The sequence below is a fragment of the Streptomyces sp. PA03-1a genome (genome assembly GCF_033792805.1).
Taxonomy (GTDB): Bacteria; Actinomycetota; Actinomycetes; order Streptomycetales; family Streptomycetaceae; genus Actinacidiphila.
In genome coordinates, this window is record NZ_JARAVO010000197.1 from 1 (window position 1) to 18,375 (window position 18,375).

The 18,375-nt window shown below is 74.0% G+C and carries 21 protein-coding genes and 1 pseudogene; 14 read left to right on the forward strand and 8 right to left on the reverse strand.

Features of this window, described 5'->3' with window-relative positions:
* Positions 1-252, reverse strand: a pseudogene (locus PV341_RS33535) (hypothetical protein); the annotation flags it as partial.
* A gap of 362 nt (positions 253-614) precedes the next feature.
* Between PV341_RS33535 and PV341_RS33540 the strand changes: the two are divergent.
* From PV341_RS33540 to PV341_RS33550, 3 genes are all read left to right on the forward strand, one after another.
* A complete protein-coding gene (locus PV341_RS33540) occupies positions 615-1,367 on the forward strand; it encodes an SDR family NAD(P)-dependent oxidoreductase (protein ID WP_500329327.1) in 753 nt (250 codons plus the stop codon).
* 240 nt (positions 1,368-1,607) lie between these two features.
* Positions 1,608-2,357 carry a glucose 1-dehydrogenase gene (locus PV341_RS33545; protein WP_500329326.1) on the forward strand — a complete coding sequence of 250 codons (750 nt, stop codon included), beginning with the start codon at positions 1,608-1,610 and terminating at the stop codon, positions 2,355-2,357.
* Between the two features lie 88 nt (positions 2,358-2,445).
* Positions 2,446-3,303, forward strand: a complete 858-nt coding sequence (locus PV341_RS33550) for a TIGR03620 family F420-dependent LLM class oxidoreductase (protein WP_500359818.1) — start codon at positions 2,446-2,448, stop codon at positions 3,301-3,303.
* A 314-nt stretch (positions 3,304-3,617) separates the two neighbouring features.
* Here PV341_RS33550 and PV341_RS33555 read toward each other — a convergent pair whose 3' ends face one another.
* From PV341_RS33555 to PV341_RS33565, 3 genes are read right to left on the reverse strand one after another with little or no spacing between them, the layout of a single operon-like run.
* Complete coding sequence (locus tag PV341_RS33555; RefSeq protein ID WP_500329325.1) at positions 3,618-4,220, reverse strand: TetR/AcrR family transcriptional regulator; 603 nt, start codon at positions 4,218-4,220, stop codon at positions 3,618-3,620.
* A 50-nt stretch (positions 4,221-4,270) separates the two neighbouring features.
* The gene (locus PV341_RS33560) at positions 4,271-4,543 is read right to left on the reverse strand and encodes a TetR family transcriptional regulator C-terminal domain-containing protein (RefSeq protein ID WP_500359819.1); all 273 of its coding nucleotides are present in this window, start codon (positions 4,541-4,543) and stop codon (positions 4,271-4,273) included.
* Complete coding sequence (locus PV341_RS33565) at positions 4,441-4,857, reverse strand: TetR/AcrR family transcriptional regulator (protein ID WP_500359808.1); 417 nt, start codon at positions 4,855-4,857, stop codon at positions 4,441-4,443. The genes PV341_RS33560 and PV341_RS33565 overlap by 103 nt, the downstream gene beginning before the upstream one ends.
* Positions 4,858-5,095: 238 nt before the next feature.
* Here PV341_RS33565 and PV341_RS33570 point away from each other — a divergent pair, with 238 nt between their 5' ends.
* Genes PV341_RS33570 through PV341_RS33580 form a run of 3 tightly spaced genes read left to right on the forward strand, consistent with a single transcriptional unit; the run spans position 5,096 to position 7,637 of the window.
* Positions 5,096-6,772 carry a SulP family inorganic anion transporter gene (locus PV341_RS33570; protein ID WP_500329408.1) on the forward strand — a complete coding sequence of 559 codons (1,677 nt, stop codon included), beginning with the start codon at positions 5,096-5,098 and terminating at the stop codon, positions 6,770-6,772.
* Positions 6,769-7,215, forward strand: a complete 447-nt coding sequence (locus PV341_RS33575) for a pyridoxamine 5'-phosphate oxidase family protein (protein ID WP_500359810.1) — start codon at positions 6,769-6,771, stop codon at positions 7,213-7,215. The genes PV341_RS33570 and PV341_RS33575 overlap by 4 nt, the downstream gene beginning before the upstream one ends.
* Positions 7,216-7,226: 11 nt before the next feature.
* A complete protein-coding gene (locus tag PV341_RS33580) occupies positions 7,227-7,637 on the forward strand; it encodes an ATP-binding protein (RefSeq protein WP_500359811.1) in 411 nt (136 codons plus the stop codon).
* Between the two features lie 13 nt (positions 7,638-7,650).
* Here PV341_RS33580 and PV341_RS33585 read toward each other — a convergent pair whose 3' ends face one another.
* Positions 7,651-7,806, reverse strand: a complete 156-nt coding sequence (locus tag PV341_RS33585; protein WP_499509460.1) for a DUF6126 family protein — start codon at positions 7,804-7,806, stop codon at positions 7,651-7,653.
* A complete protein-coding gene (locus tag PV341_RS33590) occupies positions 7,803-8,186 on the reverse strand; it encodes an ArsR/SmtB family transcription factor (RefSeq protein ID WP_500329407.1) in 384 nt (127 codons plus the stop codon). The genes PV341_RS33585 and PV341_RS33590 overlap by 4 nt, the downstream gene beginning before the upstream one ends.
* A gap of 81 nt (positions 8,187-8,267) precedes the next feature.
* Here PV341_RS33590 and PV341_RS33595 point away from each other — a divergent pair, with 81 nt between their 5' ends.
* On the forward strand, positions 8,268-8,777 hold the full coding sequence (locus tag PV341_RS33595; RefSeq protein WP_500359812.1) for a DinB family protein: 510 nt from the start codon (positions 8,268-8,270) through the stop codon (positions 8,775-8,777).
* Between the two features lie 29 nt (positions 8,778-8,806).
* Here PV341_RS33595 and PV341_RS33600 read toward each other — a convergent pair whose 3' ends face one another.
* Positions 8,807-9,811: an MBL fold metallo-hydrolase gene (locus PV341_RS33600; protein WP_500359813.1), complete on the reverse strand. Its 1,005-nt coding sequence runs from the start codon at positions 9,809-9,811 to the stop codon at positions 8,807-8,809.
* A gap of 83 nt (positions 9,812-9,894) precedes the next feature.
* Positions 9,895-10,791, reverse strand: a complete 897-nt coding sequence (locus PV341_RS33605; protein ID WP_500359814.1) for a serine hydrolase — start codon at positions 10,789-10,791, stop codon at positions 9,895-9,897.
* 30 nt (positions 10,792-10,821) lie between these two features.
* Here PV341_RS33605 and PV341_RS33610 point away from each other — a divergent pair, with 30 nt between their 5' ends.
* From PV341_RS33610 to PV341_RS33640, 7 genes are all read left to right on the forward strand, one after another.
* Positions 10,822-11,793 carry a LysR family transcriptional regulator gene (locus PV341_RS33610; protein ID WP_500359815.1) on the forward strand — a complete coding sequence of 324 codons (972 nt, stop codon included), beginning with the start codon at positions 10,822-10,824 and terminating at the stop codon, positions 11,791-11,793.
* A 98-nt stretch (positions 11,794-11,891) separates the two neighbouring features.
* Positions 11,892-12,701, forward strand: a complete 810-nt coding sequence (locus PV341_RS33615; protein ID WP_500329550.1) for a DUF427 domain-containing protein — start codon at positions 11,892-11,894, stop codon at positions 12,699-12,701.
* A 44-nt stretch (positions 12,702-12,745) separates the two neighbouring features.
* Positions 12,746-13,258, forward strand: a complete 513-nt coding sequence (locus tag PV341_RS33620; protein ID WP_500329551.1) for a molybdenum cofactor biosysynthesis protein — start codon at positions 12,746-12,748, stop codon at positions 13,256-13,258.
* Positions 13,259-13,373: 115 nt separating this feature from the next.
* Positions 13,374-14,327: an endonuclease/exonuclease/phosphatase family protein gene (locus tag PV341_RS33625; RefSeq protein ID WP_500329553.1), complete on the forward strand. Its 954-nt coding sequence runs from the start codon at positions 13,374-13,376 to the stop codon at positions 14,325-14,327.
* 413 nt (positions 14,328-14,740) lie between these two features.
* Positions 14,741-15,667, forward strand: a complete 927-nt coding sequence (locus PV341_RS33630) for a hypothetical protein (protein ID WP_500359816.1) — start codon at positions 14,741-14,743, stop codon at positions 15,665-15,667.
* Between the two features lie 224 nt (positions 15,668-15,891).
* Positions 15,892-17,463 (forward strand): alpha/beta hydrolase, encoded by a 1,572-nt coding sequence (locus PV341_RS33635; RefSeq protein WP_500329557.1) that lies wholly within the window; start codon positions 15,892-15,894, stop codon positions 17,461-17,463.
* A gap of 136 nt (positions 17,464-17,599) precedes the next feature.
* A partial coding sequence (locus PV341_RS33640; protein ID WP_500359817.1) for a DMT family transporter occupies positions 17,600-18,375 on the forward strand: 776 nt, incomplete at its 3' end.

Consider the following 18,375-nt stretch of genomic DNA (forward strand, 5'->3'; position numbering starts at 1 on the left):
GGCCAGGTGGGCGCGGGCGGCGGTGGCGGCGGGCACGGAGGCGTCGGCCGCGTCGGTGAGGCCGTCGACGAGGGCGGGGGTGTCGGTGGCAGGCTGCGGCGCGGGCACCGCCCCGGTGCCGGTGGTGGGGTCGGCGGCGTGGGCGGGGCCGGTCAGGCCGGTGACGCCCAGGGCGACGGCGGCGGCGAGCAGGACGGACAGGCCGGTGCGGCCGGATCGGTGAACCGGTCTGGGCCGTATGCGTGTTGACATGGACGAATGCCTCCGGCAGCCCGGAGTGACCCGGGCTCGGTAGTGGGACATCGGATGCACGGCGCACCTTCGCGCCCGCGGCTCGCCCTGCACCCTCGTGGTGATCACACCCGGGTGACAAGACGAAAACCGGGGGGAGTACGCGCAGTTGCACAGATGCGAAGCGGGAGGGCGGGCAGAGGGCGCCGAAGTGCCCGGTGTGGTCCCGGTTCCGGAGGAACGGCCGCTTCGTACGGCCCTGACACGCTCGTCGCGTACGCCCCGCGGACTCCCCCGGGCGCCGGCACCCGGGCGCCCGCACCCGCCGTGCGACGGCGGCCGGGCCGCCGGATACTGCTCACGAGCGACGCTGGAGGCCGGCGATGGGGCGTTTCGACGGGAAGACCGCGGTGGTCACCGGTGGGACCAGCGGCATCGGGCTGGCCGCAGCCGAGCGCCTTGCCGCGGAGGGCGCGCACGTCTTCCTCACCGGCCGCCGGGAGCCGGAGCTGCGCGTCGCGGTCGCCGCGATCGGCCCGGGAAGGGCCACCGGTGTGCGCGGTGACGTCGCCGTCCCCGCCGACCTGGACCGGCTGTTCGCCCAGGTCGAGGCCGCGGGGCGGCGCATCGACGTCCTCTTCGCCAACGCGGGCGGCGGCAGGCTGGCCCGCCTGGAGGACGTGACGGAGCAGGACTTCGACGACACCTTCGGGGCGAACGTGAAGGGCGTGCTCTTCACCGTCCAGAAGGCGCTGCCGCTCCTCAACGACGGCGCCTCGGTCATCCTCACCGGCTCGACGGCGGGCAGCGGTGGGGCGGAGGGGTTCACCGTCTACAGCGCCTCCAAGGCCGCCGTGCGCTCCTTCGCCAGGACCTGGGCCAACGAGCTCAAGGGCCGCGCCATCCGGGTGAACACCCTGAGCCCGGGACCGGTCGAGACCCCGGGGGTCAACAGCCTGGCCCCCGACCCCGAGCAGAACCGCCGCCTGCTGGACACCCTGGTCGGCACGGTGCCGCTCGGCCGCATGGGACGGCCCGAGGAGGTCGCCGACGTGGTCGCCTTCCTGGCCTCCGACGAGAGCACCTTCGTCACCGGGGTGGAGCTCTTCGTCGACGGCGGCCAGCAACAGGTGTGAGCCCGCTCGTCCTCTGCCCCGCTGTGCGGTCCAAATCGCCAGAAGGGGGCGCTTGACACTCCCCGCAGGTCGACCTAGTTTCGTATCGACCACTACATAACTCGCCAACCGCCACCCCTCCTCGCGGCACCCCGAACGCGGGCGCAGCGAATACCGGGAGGGCATCCCCTGCGGCAGTACGTAACAGATCTTGTTACACCGGAGGCTGTGGCGATCACTCATCGCGATCGGAGCAACACCATGGGACAGCTTGACGGCAGGACCGCCATCGTCACGGGCGGCACCAGCGGCATCGGCCTGGCCACCGCGCGGCGGTTCGCCGCCGAGGGCGCGCACGTGTTCGTCACCGGCCGCCGCAAGGACGCGCTCGACGCCGCCGTGGCGGAGATCGGCCCCCGTGCCACCGGTGTCCACAGCGACGTCTCCGACCTGGCCGGTCTCGACCGGCTCTACGCCGCCGTCGCCCAACAGGGGCGGCGCATCGACGTGATCTTCGCCAACGCGGGCGGCGGCAGCTTCTCCACCCTGGAGCAGGTCACCGAGCAGCACTTCGACGAGATCTTCGCGACCAACGTCAAGGGCCTGCTCTTCACCGTGCAGAAGGCGTTGCCGCTGCTCAACGACGGCGCCTCGGTCATCCTGACCGGCTCCACCGCGGGCTCGGTCGGCAACGAGGCCTTCGGCGTCTACGGGGCGTCCAAGGCGGCGGTGCGCTCCTTCGCCAGGACCTGGGCCAACGAGCTCAGGGGCCGCTCGATCCGGGTCAACTCCATCAGCCCCGGCACGATCGACACACCCGGCATCGACGGCCTCGCCGCGGACGCGGAGCAGAGGGCGCAGCTCAAGGGCTACCTCGAAGGCCAGATCCCGCTCGGCCGGATGGGCCGGCCCGAGGAGGTCGCCGCCGCGGCCGTCTTCCTCGCCTCCGACGAGAGCACCTTCATCACCGGCATCGAACTCTTCGTCGACGGCGGCACCAACCAGGTCTGACCCCCGCCGAGGCCTCCCCGTCCACGGCGGGGAGGCCTCGGTGACAGCCGTACGCACCGGAACCACCAGCACGGACGGGACACACGCGATGGACATGGGACGAACAGGGATCTGGAGCATCGAGCTGCGCACGGCCGATCCGGGAGCGATCGAGGACGCCGCAGCCGAACTCGACACGATGGGCTGGGGTGCCTTGTGGATCCCCGGACTCGGCGGCGGCGACATCCTCGGCGACTCCGAACGGCTGCTCCGCGCGACCCGCACCGCGCGCGTCGCGGTCGGAGTGCTCAGCATCTGGCGCCACCGGGCGGCGGAGATGGCGGCAGGACACGCGCGGCTGCAGCAGCGGTACGACCGCCGGCTCCTCCTCGGCCTCGGCGTCAGCGACGCGGCAGCCGCACGCGGCGCGGGGCGCCCCTACCGGCCCCTGTCGGACATGGACGCCTACCTGGACGAGCTCGACGGAGCCCCGGCCCCCGTACCGGCCGGGGACCGCGTCATGGCCGCTCTGGGCCCGAAGATGGTCCGGCTCGCAGGACGACGCACCGCGGGTGTGCACCCGTTCATGGTCACCCCCGAGCACTCGGCGGCGGCCAGGGAACTGCTCGGACCCGGCCCCCTCCTGGCGCCCTATCAGGCGGTCGTGCCGGAGCGCGACCCTGCCAGGGCCCGTGCCGCCGCCCGGGACTTCCTCGGGACGTTCCTCGCGATGGACCACTACGCCCGCAGCCTGCTCCGCCAGGGCTTCACCGAGGACGACCTGGCCGGAGGTGGTAGCGACCGGCTCATCGACGCCGTCGTGGCCTGGGGCGACACCGAGGCCATCGGCGCCCGCGTCCGCGCCCACCACCAAGCCGGCGCCGATCACGTGTGCCTCCACGTCATCACCGCGGACTCCGCACTCCCGCTGGCGCAGTGGCGGGAACTCGCCGCCCTCGCCCGCTGAACCAGGGGGCTGGTCGGCGCCGCCGGCCGAGCGTGTGGCGGGAGGTCGGCGATGGTGGTGGACGCGGGTTCGTGCACGACGCCCTGGTGGAGTCCGCCGTGCACGGGCCGCAGGGCGGGACCGATGCCGTGGCCGACGGGACAGCCGGCGTTCGGCGGGCAGGGGTGCAGCCGGAGGAGCCTGCCGTCCTCGACCGCACGTCGGGACTCGACGCTGTCCGGGCCCCCGCAGGTCGCCCGGACAGCGCCGATGACCACGGGCCTGGTCAGCCCGCCGTTGGCGGTCACGCCCGGGGACCTGCCCTTCGGCGATGGTCAGCCGGCCGCCGGCTCCGCGGGCCAGGCGCCCAACGCGAGATCGACGACCCGGTGCAGCTCCTCACGGGTCGCGCCGCCCGCGGCCTGCACGGCGACGCCCTGGTACACCGCGATGAAGTAGCGGGCGAGATCGGCCGGATCGGCGTCGGCGGGCAGTTCCCCGTCCGCCCGCGCCTTCTCCAAGCGCAGCCGGAGCGCCGCCTCGCCGGACGCCCGGCGCGCGGTGAGCTCGGCGCGCACGCTCTCCGACCCGGGCGACGCGGCGAGGCCTCCCTGCACGGTGAGGCAGCCAGGAGGGCAGTCGGGCCGGGTCGTGGCGTCCGCGGCGCCGTGCAGCAGCCGCTCGACGACGCGGCGCGCTCCGGGTTCGGCGAACGCCTCGCGGATGTAGCGGGCAGGGCCGTCGGCGTAGTGGTCGAGGACCCGCTTGAACAGCTCCTCCTTGTTGCCGAAGGCGCCGTACAGGCTCGGCGGGTTGATGCCCATGGCCCGGGTCAGGTCCGAGATCCCGGTGCCCTCGTAGCCCTGGCGCCAGAACACCTCGAGCGCCCGGTCCAGCACCTCGTCGACGTCGAAGGCCCTCGGTCGTCCTCCCGCCATGGTGGCCTCCTGCCCGGCGATCTGTAACGACCGTTATGATACCGCGCCGGTCAGGGGCGCGGGAGGCGGGCCAGCGCCGCCCGGCCGCTCTGCAGCAGCCCCGAAGCGTCCATGCGGGTCTTGGCGAGGAACTCCATCCCCTGCAGCCCGGCCGGCAGCAGCCGGCCGCGCTCCTGCGGGTCGGCCCCCGGATCCAGGTCTCCCTCGCGCTGCGCCTCCTTCACGCACGCGGCGAGGAGGTCCTCGACCTCCCGGTAGGTCGTCCGGGAACGTTCGACCACGTCCGGATCCTGGCCGTGCAGTTCGAAGGTGCTGTTGACCAGGAAGCATCCGCGCCGGTGCGGGTCGGCCCCGTAGCCCGCCGCCGCACTTCGAGCAGACGGGTCAGCCGCGCGACCGCCCCGCCGGGGCCGCCCAGCGCTTCCCGGACCCCGTCGAGCTGCTCGGCGCGGTGGTCGTCCAGGACCCGCAGGAAGAGCTGCCGCTTGTCGCGGAACGCCCCGTACAGACTGCCCTTGCCCAGCCCCGTGGCGCCCGTCAGGTCCTCCAGGGACGTCGCGGCGTAGCCACGGGCCCAGAACACCTCTCGGGCAGTCCGCAGCACCTGCCGCTCGTCGAAGCTCCTGGGACGCGCCATGGCGTCGATGACACGGATTCTTGACCTAACGGTCCCTTTACGCCGCCGCCCGTCCGCCGCCGGAGGGCCCAATCCATCGGATCCACAAATTGCAAAAATCTTCAATTCACTACATGATGATCCCGCTGTGCCGTCAAGGGAAGCGCGGGGCACGGCAGCGGGGCCGTCCCCGGCAACCGGCCGGGGCGAGGGACGACGGGGCCGGTGTCTTCGCACGGTGACTTGGCTGGCAGGGCGGATGTGGGGCCCCGTACGCGCGTTGCTGCCCGCGCGGGGCGATCTGACGGCGATGCGGCGGCAGCCCCGTCGCGACCTGCTCGCCGGATTGACCGTGGCGGTGGTGGCCCTGCCGCTCGCGCTGGCGTTCGGAGTCTCCTCAGGGCTCGGGGCGGAGGCCGGACTGGCCACGGCCGTGGTGGCGGGGGCGGTGGCGGCCCTGTTCGGTGGATCGGACGTGCAGGTCTCCGGGCCGACCGGGGCGATGACCGTGGTGCTGGTCCCCATCGTCGCCCGGTACGGGCCCGGCGGAGTCCTGACCGTGGGTCTGATGGCCGGTGCGCTGCTCATCGGGCTGGCCCTGCTGCGCGCCGGCCGGTACATGCGCTACGTACCGGCGCCCGTGGTGGAGGGCTTCACCCTCGGGATCGCATGTGTGATCGGGCTGCAGCAGGTGCCCGCGGCCCTCGGGGTGCCCACGCCGGACGGCGAGAAGGCCGCGGCCGTGGCCCTGCGGGCCGTACGCGCGTTCCTGGCCCACCCCCACTGGGCGCCCCTCGCACTCTCGGCGGCGGTGGCCGGCGCCATCTTGGCGGGTGCCCGGTGGCGCCCGCGCGTGCCGTTCTCGTTGCCGGCCGTCGTCGTGGTCACGATCGCCGCCGAGGCCACGGACCTTCCCGTGGCGCGCATCGGGCACCTGCCGTCCGGACTGCCCGCGCCTTCCCTGGGGTTCCTCGACCCGGCCGCGCTCCCCTCGCTGCTGGCGCCCGCCCTGGCGGTCGCGGCCCTGGCCGCCCTGGAGTCGCTGCTGTCGGCGACCGTCGCGGACGGCATGACGCGCGGACAGCGCCACGACCCGGACCGGGAATTGTTCGGCCAGGGCCTGGCGAACCTGGTCGTCCCGCTGTTCGGCGGGGTGCCGGCCACGGCGGCGATCGCCCGCACCGCCGTCAACGTCCGTACCGGAGCGGGCTCGCGGTTGGCCGCGCTCACCCACGCCGCCGTCCTGGCGGTGATCGTCTTCGTCGCCGCTCCGCTGGTGGGGAGCATCCCGCTCGCGGCGCTCGCAGGGGTGCTGCTCGCCACCGCGATCCGGATGGTCGAGGTCGGATCGCTGCGGGCGACGGCCCGGGCGACCCGCGCCGACGGCGCGGTCCTGCTGCTGACCGCGGCCGCGACGCTGGCCCTGGACCTGACGTACGCGGTCGTCATCGGGCTGGTGGTGGCCGGGGCCCTGGCGCTGCGCGCCGTGGCGCGGCAGGTCCGGCTGGATCGGGTGCCGCTGCACGAGGGTCCGCCGGAGGGGCACGGCGCCGGGGAACACGCCCTGCTCGCCGAGCACATCGTGGCCTTCCGCATCGACGGGCCCCTGTTCTTCGCCGCAGCCCACCGTTCCCTCCTCGAACTCACCGAGGTCGCCGACGTGTCGGTGGTCATCCTGCGGCTCTCCCGCGTCACCCACATCGACGCCACCGGCGCCCTGGTCCTCAAGGACGCCATCGACCGGCTGAACCGCCGCGGCATCACGGTGCTGGCGTCCGGTCTCCGGCCCGGGCAGCGGCACGCGCTGGACGCGCTGGGCGTGCTGGACGCGCTGCGGGACGCGGACCTGGTGCACGCCACGGCCCCGGAGGCCGTCCGCGCGGCACGCGCCCGGTTGCACCGGGCCGGTGTGCTGCGGGGGGAGGCCGCCGGATGAGCCCCGCGTACCGCATGACAGACCTGACCGGGGCGGAGGCGCTGTGGCTGCTGGAAGGCGCCGGCAACGGCCGCCTGGTGTACCCGCTGCGCGGCACGGTGGTCGTCCGCCCCGCCGTCCACGTCCTGGAGTACGGCGCGCTCGTCGCCCGCGCACCCGTCCCGCTCACCACGGTCACGCGGGGCGGCGACGTGACCTACCACTGCGACCGGTTCCACCGGACCTCGGGCACCGGCTGGTCGGTCACGGCCACCGGACCCGCCCAGGACCTCGCCGACGCCCACGAGGCCGCCCACCACCGGCGCGCGCTCACCGACTGGGTCCACGGTCCGCACGACACGCTGCTGCGGATCCACCCCCTCACGCTCCAGGGGCACCGGCTCGGCGGCCCCGGGGGCGCGGGTGCCCGTACCGGTGACGACGGCCGGCCCGGCACCCGGTGACCGCTCGCGCCATGCTGCAGCGCCGCCACGTGCTGACCCTCCCGACGGCGCCCCTGTCCGTCACCGTGGCCCGCAGGACGGGCGAGTACGTCTACACCTCCTGGGGCGTCGGCCCGGGCGACACCGTGCTGGGCCGGGCCCTGCTGATCCTCGGCGAGCTGGTCGCGAACAGCGTCCGGCACGCCGCCGGGGTCTCCCCCAGCCTGGACGTCGTCTACGCGACGGGCGGCGGGGTGCTCGCCCTCGCCGTGTACGACCTGCATCCCCACCGGCCGGACCTGCTCCGGGCCGCCGCGACCGGCGGCGGACTGGCCATGGTCACCGAGGTCACCGCCGAATGCGGGGGCACGGCCACGGTGCTCCCCGACCCCGGCACCGGTGGCAAGGGCATATGGGTCACCCTGCCGCTGCGCACGGCGTGAACCCGTGGGCCCCTCACTTGGGAGCGTGCTTCCCCAGGTAGAACAGCAGGGTGATGAAGCCGGCGATGAAGTGGGTGACGAAGACGTAGACGAGGACGCGCAGCAGTACCGCCCGCTGCTTGTACTTCTCGCCGCCCGTGTCCCTACCGGAGCCGGTCCCGGCGCTCACGCGGCGTCACCGGTCGTCCCGGGCGGGCCGGGGGTACGGACGGCGGAGCCTTCCTCGGTCTGCTTCAGCTCGGCCAGCAGGTCCTGCTGCCCGGTCAGCAGCTCCGTGAGGATCCTGCGGGCCGCCCGGAGCAGTTCCGCCACGTCGCCGCCCGCCAGCTCGTACACCACGGTGGAGCCGGTGCGCGTGGCGGTCACGATGCCGGAGCGGCGCAGTACGGCAAGCTGCTGGGAGAGGCTGGAGGGCTCGATCTCCATGGCGTTGAGGAGGTCCCGCACCGGCTTGGGCCCGTCCTGCAGGAGTTCCAGGACACGGATGCGCACGGGGTGCCCGAGCATGCGGAAGAACTCCGCCTTGGCCTGGTAGAGCGGAACCTGCACCCGGACCACCCGTACCTTCTGTAAGGATTCGCGAATTGAAGAACTCTTCAATCGTACCGCTCCGCAGGAAGTGAGCATCCAGTGACCGACGACGACCGCGTGGGCCCGCCGCTGCTCGGCGGGGAGCGCGAGACGCTCCGGGCGTTCCTCGACTACCACCGGGCCACGCTGGCCATGAAGTGCCGGGGGCTGACGGACGAGGAGCTGCGGCAGCAGTCGATGCCTCCGTCCACGCTCTCGCTGCTCGGGCTCGTCCGGCACATGGCGGAGGTGGAACGCGCCTGGTTCCGCCGGGTGTTCGAGGACAACGACACGCCCATGGTCTGGTCCGACAGGATCGACTTCCAGGCGGCCTACGACGCGGGCGCGTCCACCCGCGCCGAGGCCTTCACGGCCTGGGAGGCCGAGGTGGAGAACTCCCGGCGGATCGAGGAGGCGGCCGGGTCACTGGACCTGACCGGGCACCAGCCGCGCTGGGGCGAGGACGTCTCCCTGCGGATGGTCATGGTGCACGTGCTCCTGGAGTACGGCCGTCACAACGGGCACGCGGACTTCCTCCGCGAGGGTGTCGACGGCACCGTGGGGGCCTGACCGGCCCCGCGCGGTCCGGGAACCGGCCGTCAGGGGACCGGCCGCATGTCCGCGCCGTAGAGGGTGCGGTAGTCGGGGACGACGACGCGCGACGCGGGCGACTCGCGGCGGACCTGCGCGGTGAAGGCCTCGACGTCCGCCGACGGGTCGCGCCTCGGCTCCAGGTCCAGCGGCCGCTCGAAGTCGTCCCAGTGCACGGGCACGACGACACCGGGGTCGCCGAGCGCCCGCAGCAACCGGGGGACGTACCGGTGCGTCGAGGCACTGGTCGGTACGGCGACCATGGCCAGGTCCGGGCGCAGTCCCCGGGCCGCGCGCTCGCTGAAGTCACTGGCGCCCATCAGGAACGCCGAGGGCCCCTCGGCACCTGCCGTGACCTGGAAGGCGAGGGTGTCGCCCTCGGGGAGGTCGGCGATGGTATCCGGACGGGCCTGGGGCGGTGCGGCGTGCCTGCCGGGGGCGAAGTAGGAGTACCCCTTGTTGCGGCTGTGCAGGCTCGCGACGACCTCCACCACGATGCCGTCAAAGTCCAGCACTTCCCCGCCCTTCACCACCGAGATCCGCGCCGGGTCGACGCCGAGCGCGACCAGCAGGTGGTACGTGGTCTCCGTGCCGACGACCCGGGCGCCGGTGGAGGCGGCGATGTACGGCACGTCGGCGATGTGGTCCCAGTGCGAGTGGCTGACGAGGACGAGTTCGGGGTGGCCGACGCGCTTCCGGACCGCGGTCTCGTCGGTCCGCAGCCGGGTGGCGGGGTCGAAGGCGCCGGTGAAGAGTCCCGTGGGGAACCGGGTGACGTAAGGGTCGAAGAGCACGGTCCGGCCGGAGACGTCGATGCGCCAGCCCGCGGTGCCCAGCCAGCGGAAGGTCGCCGCACCGGCGTCCGGGGCCCCGCGCCGGGCCGCGGGTGCCGCCGCTGCCGCCGTGGGCACCGTGCCCGGCAGCAGCGGGGTGGCCGCGGACAGTGCGGCGCCCCGCAGCATCGTGCGCCGTCCGAACCTCTTCACGTCTCGTACGTCCCTGTCGTCGCTCATGGCCTCAGGAGATCAAGGCCGAGTCGCCCGCGTCCAAGACCGGAATTCCGCACGCCTGATACGCGATCCGCTATGAGCGCAGGTCAACGGCGTTCGGCCCGCAGGAAGTCCACCGCGATCCGGGCGGCGACGCCGATCGCGGAGTCCACCGCGGGGCGCACCGCGGTCAGTTCGCGGGTGCGGGCGAAGACGGCGACCGCGTAGCGCCCGCCGTCCGGGTGGCCGACGACCCCCGCCTCCAGGTGCAGACCGGGCAGCGTGCCGGTCTTGGCGGCCACCGTCACCTCGCCGGGGAAGCCGGAGACCATCCGGTGCCGGAAGACCTGCCGGCCCATCAGCTCCCGGACCCAGGCGCAGGCCTGCGGCGGGCCGGCCTCGTCCCGCCAGACGAGCCCGAGCAGCCGGGTGATCTCCCGGGGCGTGCCGGCGTTGGTCCGCGTGGGGTCCAGGACCGCCAGCCGTCGCTTCCGGTCCTCCGGCAGGGCGGGCCAACGGGCCGCGAACTCCGCCTCGGTGCCTGCCCCGACGTCGGCGAGCATCGACTCCAGCACGTCCCGGGGACCGCCCACGAGCCGGATGCCGGTGAGTCCGAGCTCCTCGGTGAGGAGCCGTACGGTGTCCAGTCCGATCCGGGCCAGCAGCAGGTCCGCCGCGGTGTTGTCGCTGACCGACATCGCGAAGTGGGCGAGATCGCGGAGCGAGAGCTCGACGTCGTCGGCGCATCCCGCCGTGCCCCAGCCGCCGAGCCGGTCGGCCGCGGTGACCCTTACGCGCTCACGGGGGTCGAGCTGGCCGGCGGCCACCTGGCGGGCGAACTCCAGCACCACGAGGATCTTCACGACCGACGCGAGGACGACGGGCTCGTCCGCGCCGACGGCGACCTCGGCCGTGTCGCCGGCCCCCGCACCGACCGGTACGGCGTGCAGCACCCCTTCGGCGCCCGCCGCCGCGAACACCTCCCGGATGTCCTCCTCGACCATCAACAGCCTCCTCGCGTAGGGTCCTTGATCGTGGATCTCTTGCGCCACCTGCGTATCTTCGTCGCCGTCGCGGAGGAACTGCACTTCGGCCGCGCCGCCGACCGGCTGGGCACGGCACAGCCGCCGGTCAGCCAGGCGGTGCGCGCGCTGGAGCGGGAACTCGGCGCGGAGCTGTTCGACCGGTCGCGACGCCGTACCGCGCTGACCTCGGCGGGGACGCTGCTGCTGGAGGAGGCGAGGGAACTCCTGGCCCGTGAGGACCGCCTGCGGGCCCTGGCGCGGCGTGCCGCCGACGGGGGCCTGGGCACCCTGCGGGCGGCCGTGCCCACCGGCACCACGGCGGCGGTGGCCTCCGCGCTGCTCGCCGCGTGCACGGAACACGCCCCGGGTCTGGCGGTCGATCTGCGGGAGGCGACCACCGCGGAGCAGCTGCGGCTCCTCGGTGCGGGCGGCCTCGACGTCGGCCTCGTCCACCGCCCGGTGGAGGCGGCCGGACTGCGGCTCGGCCCGGAGGTCGCCTTCGACCTGGGAGTCGTCCTACCCCGTGCCTCGCCGGTGGCCCGCGGTCCGCAGGTGTCCCTCGCCGATCTGTCCGGCCAGGACCTCGTGGTGTTCCCGCGCGGGGAGGCTCCCGGCTGGTACGACCGGCTGCTGGAGGGCTGCCGCGCGGCGGGCTTCGTCCCCGGTGGCGTCCGGCACGCCTCGAGCCCGGAGTTCCTGCTCGCCCTCGTCGCGGCGGGTGGCGGCATCGCCTTCGACCAGGGCGCCGCCGCCCGCAGGGAGCCACGCGTGGCCTGGCGGCCGCTGTCCGGACGCCCCCTCGCCCGCCGGATCGGCGGCGCCTGGCCCGCGGGCCCCTCCGCGCACCCCGCGGCCCCGCGCTTCGCGGCGCTCGCCGCGCGCGTGCTGGCGCGGCACGGTGCGGTGGCCGAGGAGCGCAGCGCAGGCCCGGCTGCGGCGCCGGACGGGCCGCCGCGGCCGTGGTCGGTGGTGTTCGGCTGAGACGGCGGCGTGCCCCGGGCACCGCCGGGGTGGCCGATCACGCGGCCGCCGGAGAAGCTGGGCGTACGGAATCCGTGAACGGACCGAGGTGATCACCGATGGCGGACGAGAACGTGAACCATCCGGGTCTGATCGTCCCGGTCGGCCACGTCGAACCCGTCCCACGTCGCATCCGGGCACTGGTCGGGGGCCGTACCGTCCTCGACACCCGGCGTGCCGTGTACGTGTGGGAGTGGCCCGGCTATCCGCAGTACAGCATCCCGGTCGAGGACCTGACCGAGGGGGTGCTCACCGACGACGGCCGGGCCGGCCGGCTGGGCCCCGGCCCGGCACGCCGCCACTCGCTGCGCGTCGGCTCCGAGGTCCGCGAGGGCGCGGCCTGGGTCTGGGACGAGGGCTCACCGGACCGGCTGCTGGGGACCGCGCGCTTCCGCTGGGAGGCACTCGACGCCTGGTACGAGGAGGACGAGCAGGTCTTCGTCCACCCGCGCAGCCCCTACACCCGCGTGGACGCCCTGCGCTCCTCCAGCAGCGTGCGTGTGGAGGTCGACGGCACCGTCCTCGCCGACGCGCCGCATGCGGTGACCCTGTTCGAGACCGGCCTGCCGACCCGCTACTACGTCGAGCGCGTGCACGTCGACTGGACCCGGCTGCGTCCCTCCGACACGGTCACGCACTGCCCGTACAAGGGCACGACGAGCGGCTACTGGTCGTTCGACGGGGACGTCGCCACCCACAAGGACATCGCCTGGGCGTACGACTTCCCCACGGCGGCGTGCGCCCCCGTCGCGGGGATGGTCGCGTTCTACAACGAGCACGTGGACCTGTACGTCGACGGCGCGCCGCTCCCCCGCCCCATCGCGATGTCCCGGACGGAGTGGGACCGGCGTCGCCTCGGAAAGCCCTGAGACGCCCGCACCGGGCACGGCGGGCGGCGAATTAGGCTGGCCGCATGTCTCAGCAGGTCGAAGTCGTGCAATTGCTGGTGTCGCCCGCGCACCGGTACACGGGGCGGCCGTCGGAGGGGCCGTCGGCGGCGCCGGACGGCGAGCTCGTGCGGAGCGCCGAGGTGCGGAGCGGGCTCGGGCTCGTGGGCGACCGCTACTACGCGCGGCCGGCCCATCGGAACGCCGCCGTCACGCTCATGGCGGCGGAGAGCCTGCCGCTGGACATCGCTCCGGAGACCGACCTGCGGCACACCCGCCGCAACGTGCTGCTCCGAGGCGTCGACATCGACGCGTACGTGGGTACGACCGTGTCCCTGGACACCGGCGCGGGGCCCGTCCTGTTCGCGGTGCGGCGCCCCGCCCGGCCCTGCGCCTGGATGGACGCCGTCATCGGTCCGGGGGCCCAGCGCGCGCTGCGCGGCAAGGGCGGGGTGCGGTGCACGCCGCTGAGCGACGGCGTGCTCACGCTGGGGCCGGCGGAGTTCCGGGTCGTGGAGGACGAGAGGGAGACGGCGTAGCGGGGGCGTGCCGGCCCGTCACGGGGTACCACGGGAACCGGATCACGCGGCCCGGCGTGGTTGCTGCGTGCGATCACTGAGGCGGACGGTTCACGGGCGGGCCGATCACGGGCGGATGGACGCGGCAGGGGACGCCCGCGGATGGCGCGGCCCGCGGCGGTGGGACGGGCTCCTGGTGGCGCTTCCCCTCCTGCTGGCGCTGCTGCTCGTGTGCCACGCCTCGGTGCCGAACGGCCCCGGCCGGTGGGGGAGCCTGCTGGAGACGTTCCTGCCGTGGCTGGGGCTGGGCGTCCCGTTGCTGCTGTGCGCGGCCCTGTTGCTGCGCTCGGGAGTCGCCCTGTGCACGCTCCTGGTACCGCTGGCGGCCTGGCTCGCGGTCTTCGGTGATCCACTGGGCCCGCGCGGCGGGGCCGGGTACGACCTCGTCGCGGTGCAGCACAACGTCAGTGACGAGAACGCGGATCCGGCGGGTACCGCCGAGCAACTGATCTCGGCAGAACCGGACTTGATCGCCCTCCAGGAGCTGACGCCGTCCCTGCTGCCGGACTTCGGCGCCGTCCTGGACGCGGCGTACCCCCATCACGTGCGCTTCGGCACGGTCGGGCTGTGGTCGCGGTACCCCCTGGTGGACGGGCGCAGGATCGACATCCGGCCCGCGGACCTCGGCGAGGACTGGGACCGGGGCCTGCGGGCGACCGCCCGGATGCCGCGGGGGGACGTCGCCGTGTACGTGGCCCACCTGCCCTCGCTCCGCCTCGGCCCGTCCGGGTTCGGCTCCGGCAGGCGGGACGAGAGCGCGGCCCTCCTCGGCGCCGAGATCACGGCCGAGCGGCTGGACCGGGTGGTCCTGCTCGGCGACCTCAACGGCACCGTCGAGGACCGCGGGCTCGCCCCGCTCACCTCGCAGCTGGACGCTCCGGAGTCGGGGCTGGCGTTCAGCTGGCCGAGGCGGTTCCCGCTGGCCAGGATCGACCAGGTCCTGGCGCGGTCCGCGACGGTCTCGGACGTACGGACCCTGCCCGCGACCGGGAGTGACCACCTGCCTGTCGCGGCCCGCATCCGGTTCTGATCACGGGCGGCCCAATCCCACGCCCGCACACGGGGTCTGACGCACCGTCCGAACTCGATCGGGCCTCGCCCCACAGCCATGTCAGGGCACGACAAAGAACGCTGACGGACCATCAGCTTGAGCAGCCTCGGATGTCCCGAAGCTTCGCTGCCCTGCTGACGCAAGATTAGCTGATACTTCGTCACCCAGTTGGACATCTCTTCACATTTTTCTTATTCGGGCCACCACACCACCCCTGACCTGCAGAAACTTCCCGGGCGGCGGCGCGGCCCCACCCCATTCGGCCCTACCCCTCCGCCGGTCTCAGGGTGCGGAGCGGCTGCGGATGATCGCCATATAGGTCTCGAGGACGCGCTGGCAGTCGTGCCGGGGGCCACATCCCGCCTGCCCCGTCCACAAGGAGGTTCAGCTCCATGCGTGGTGCTCGCATCCTGGCCATGGCGACGATGACCGCTGCGGCCGTCATCCTTCCGAACTCGCAGGCCTTCGCCGTGGTCGACGTCAACGTCGCCCAGAACGGACGCTCCGTCACCGTCACCGCCAGTTCGGAGGTTTGCCAGGCGCCCGGCGCGATGGTGAACGCCAACGCCTTCCCGTCCGGCCTGCTGCGCAACGCCCTGTCCCTCAGCGCGGCGACCCCGGGCGGCCCCCTGACCGGCACGTTCACGATCCCCGAGGACGCGCCGGCCAACACGTACACCATCACCGTCAGCTGCATGATCGGCCCGAAGTCCGACCAGGGCAGCGTCGGCACCCTCACCGTTCCGGCTACGACCAGCACGGAGGGTGACCGCGACGGCGGAACCACCACGGACAACAACGGCACCAACACGAACACGAACAACAACACCAATAACAACAACAACGACTACGACAACGGCAACGGCAACGGCAACGACGACGAGTACGGGGACGACTACGAGGACGACTACGGCAACTACGGCCGCGGCCACGACCGCGACAAGTGCTCGTGGGGTGGGCACGGCCGGGGCGGCCGGGGTGACGACCGCGGCGGCGACGACAACGGCCGCGGCGGTTACGGCGACCGGGGTGGCTACGGTGACCGCGGCGGCTACGGCGACCGGGGCCGCGACCACGACCGCAAGTGCTACAAGAAGCGTCACCACGGCCACGACCGTGACAACGACCGTGACAACGACAACGACTACGGCAATGACAACGACAACGACAACAACGGCGGCGCGCCCGACACCGGCTTCGGCGGTTCGACCGGCATGAACACCGCCGAGAGCCTCACCGGCGCCTCCCTCCTCGCCGCCGCGGCGGCGGGCGGCGTGTTCCTCCTGCGCCGGCGTCGCACGCAGGGCGGCGAGGCCTGACCGCCCCGCAACCCCCGCGCACGACAGCACGGCACTCCGCCCCGGGCCCCGCACACGGGCCCGGGGCGGGCTGCTGTCCGCCGCCGGCCGGCCGTACGTTCCCGCCCCCGTCACGGCCCGGGCCCGCCCGCCGCGGTTCACTCCACCGGCGTACGCGAACGCTCCCCCGGACACGCTGCGTGGTGCACTGATCACGCACCGGAAGGTGAAGGAGAGACGTGGCGATGAAGGCAGCCCGGACGACCGGCCCCATATCCCCCGGACCCCGGCGCGGGCTCCACCACGCGGCGCTCGTCGCGCTCTGGGCCTGCGCACTCCTGGTGACCGCCTGCACGGCCGGTCCGCCGGGACGGAGCGCGGGGCAAGGCCCCGCGGGGCCGCCGGGCGCCGCCGCGGCGACCGTTCCTCCCGCACTGGCCGGCTACTACCGGCAGAAGCTCGACTGGAAACCCTGCGCGGACGAGCCGTCGTTCGAGTGCGCCACCTTGCGGGCCCCGCTGGACTACACGCGTCCGTCGGCGGGCGACATCCGTCTGTCCGCCACCCGCAAGCGGTCCACCGGGACCGCCGCCCAGCGCATCGGGTCGCTGCTGTTCAATCCCGGCGGCCCCGGCGAACCCGCGATCACCTCGCTCTGGTCCTACGCCGGAACCTTCTCACCGGCCGTACGGGCCGCCTACGACCTGGTCGCGGTCGACCCGCGCGGGGTCGGCGACAGCACCCCGGTGCACTGCGGTACCGGCACGGCCGGCACCCGCCTGGGGGTGTGGGGCCTGCCCGGCGCCGACGCGCCGGACTTCGCCGCGGCCGACGAGGCGGCACGCGACACCGCCGCCGCGTGCGAGCGCGGCGCGGGGCGTCTGCTGCCGCACGTCGGCACGCTCGACTCGGCCCGGGACATGGAACTCGTGCGCGCCCTGCTCGACGACGAGCGGCTGCACTACCTCGGCTTCTCCTACGGCTCCTACCTCGGTGCGAGCTACGCCGGCCTCTTCCCGTCCCACGTGGGCCGCATGGTGCTGGACGGCGCCGTCGACCCCACGCTCGACGGCGTCCACAGCCTCCTGGGCCAGGCCCGGGGCTACCAGATCGCCTGGGACTCCTTCGCCGCCGACTGCGCCGCCCGCCCGGCCTGCCCCGTGGGTCACTCCGCCGACGGGGCGGGCCGCACCCTGGACGCCCTGGTCGAGACCCTCGACCGGAGCCCGTTGCGGCAGGGCAAGGACGTCGTGGTCGACGGCGACGCCCTCATCAGCGCGGTCACCACGGCGCTCATGGCGCCCGCGTGGGAGAAGCTGCGCGTCGCGCTCGGCGAGGTGCGCTCCGGGGGCACCACCACCGTGCAGGAACTCGGCGGGGCCTTCGGCGACTCCGGTTTCAGCGGTGACGCGTACGTCGCGATCAGCTGCCTCAGCGGCACCCTGGGACCACGGGCCACGCCCGCGCAAGCACGCGCGGCGTTCCCCGCGTTCGTCCGCGCCTCGCCCCGCTTCGGCGCGTACTTCGCGGACCAGTTGTCGACCTGCGCCCACTGGCCGGTCCCCGCGGACCAGCCGGCCGGTGCCCTCACCGCATCCGGCGCCGCACCGATCCTGGTCGTCGGCACCACCCGCGACCCGGCGACCCCCTACCCCGAAGCACGGACCCTGGCCCGCCTACTCTCCTCGGGCCGGCTCCTCACCTACGACGGCGACGGCCACACCGCCTACCTCAGGTCGGTCGGCTGCGTCGACGACGCCGTCGACGGCTACCTGACGCGGGGCCAGTTGCCGCCCGCGGGCACGGTCTGCGCCTGACGCCCCCGACAAGGGTTCGGGGGCGGCTCGGGGTGGACCCTGATGCCCCGGCGGCGGCGCACACGATGTGCTGGGGGCCCGCGCCACCACCCCCGCACACCAGGAGGAGCCCCATGCCCGTTCGGAGGGTGCTCGCATGAACCCCGGCGTGCTGTCCCTGGCGGCGGCCCTGCTGTCGGCGGTCTGCTACGCGACGGCGGCGGTCGCCCAGGAACGTACGGCCGCTGCCGGGCGGAAGCCGACGGGCGGCCTGTGGACGCTGGCGCTGGTGCTCCAGGCCGCCGGGGCGGGGCTGCACGCGGTCGCCCTGCGGTACGGGTCGCTGACCGTGGTCCAGGCACTGGGCGCGCTGACCCTCGTACTGGCGCTGCCGCTGCACGCGGCCCTCGGCCGGCGCCGCGTGCGGCCCCGCGAGTGGGGCGGGGCCGGGCTGACCGTCCTGGGGCTGGTGGCCCTTGTGCTGTCCACGGCGCCGCCCGGTACGGAACGGGTACTGGGTGGTGCCGAGTTGGTCCTGCTGGCCGCGATCACGGCGGCGGCGTCTCTGGCCCTGACCCGGGTGCCGTGGGGGGCCGACCGTTCCGTGGTGCGCGCGCTGCGCTTCGCGACGGCGGCGGGCGCGGCGTTCGGAATCGCCTCGTGCCTGACCCAGGGTTTGGCGGTGCACCTGGCCGCGAGCGGGCTCGGAGCTGCCTTCGCCGACCCGATGCTCCTGGTGGCGGCCGGCTGCACCGGTGTCCTGGCGATCGCGGGGATGCTGTGGTCGCAGGAGGCGTACCGGGGTGGGCTGGGCGTCGCGCTGGCTGCGGTCGCAATGGCGAACCCCCTGGTCGCGGGGTGCGTCGGCGTCCTGCTGCTCGGTGAGGGTTTCCGGGGCGGCTCGGTGGGCCTGGCGGTGGCCCTGGGGGGGGC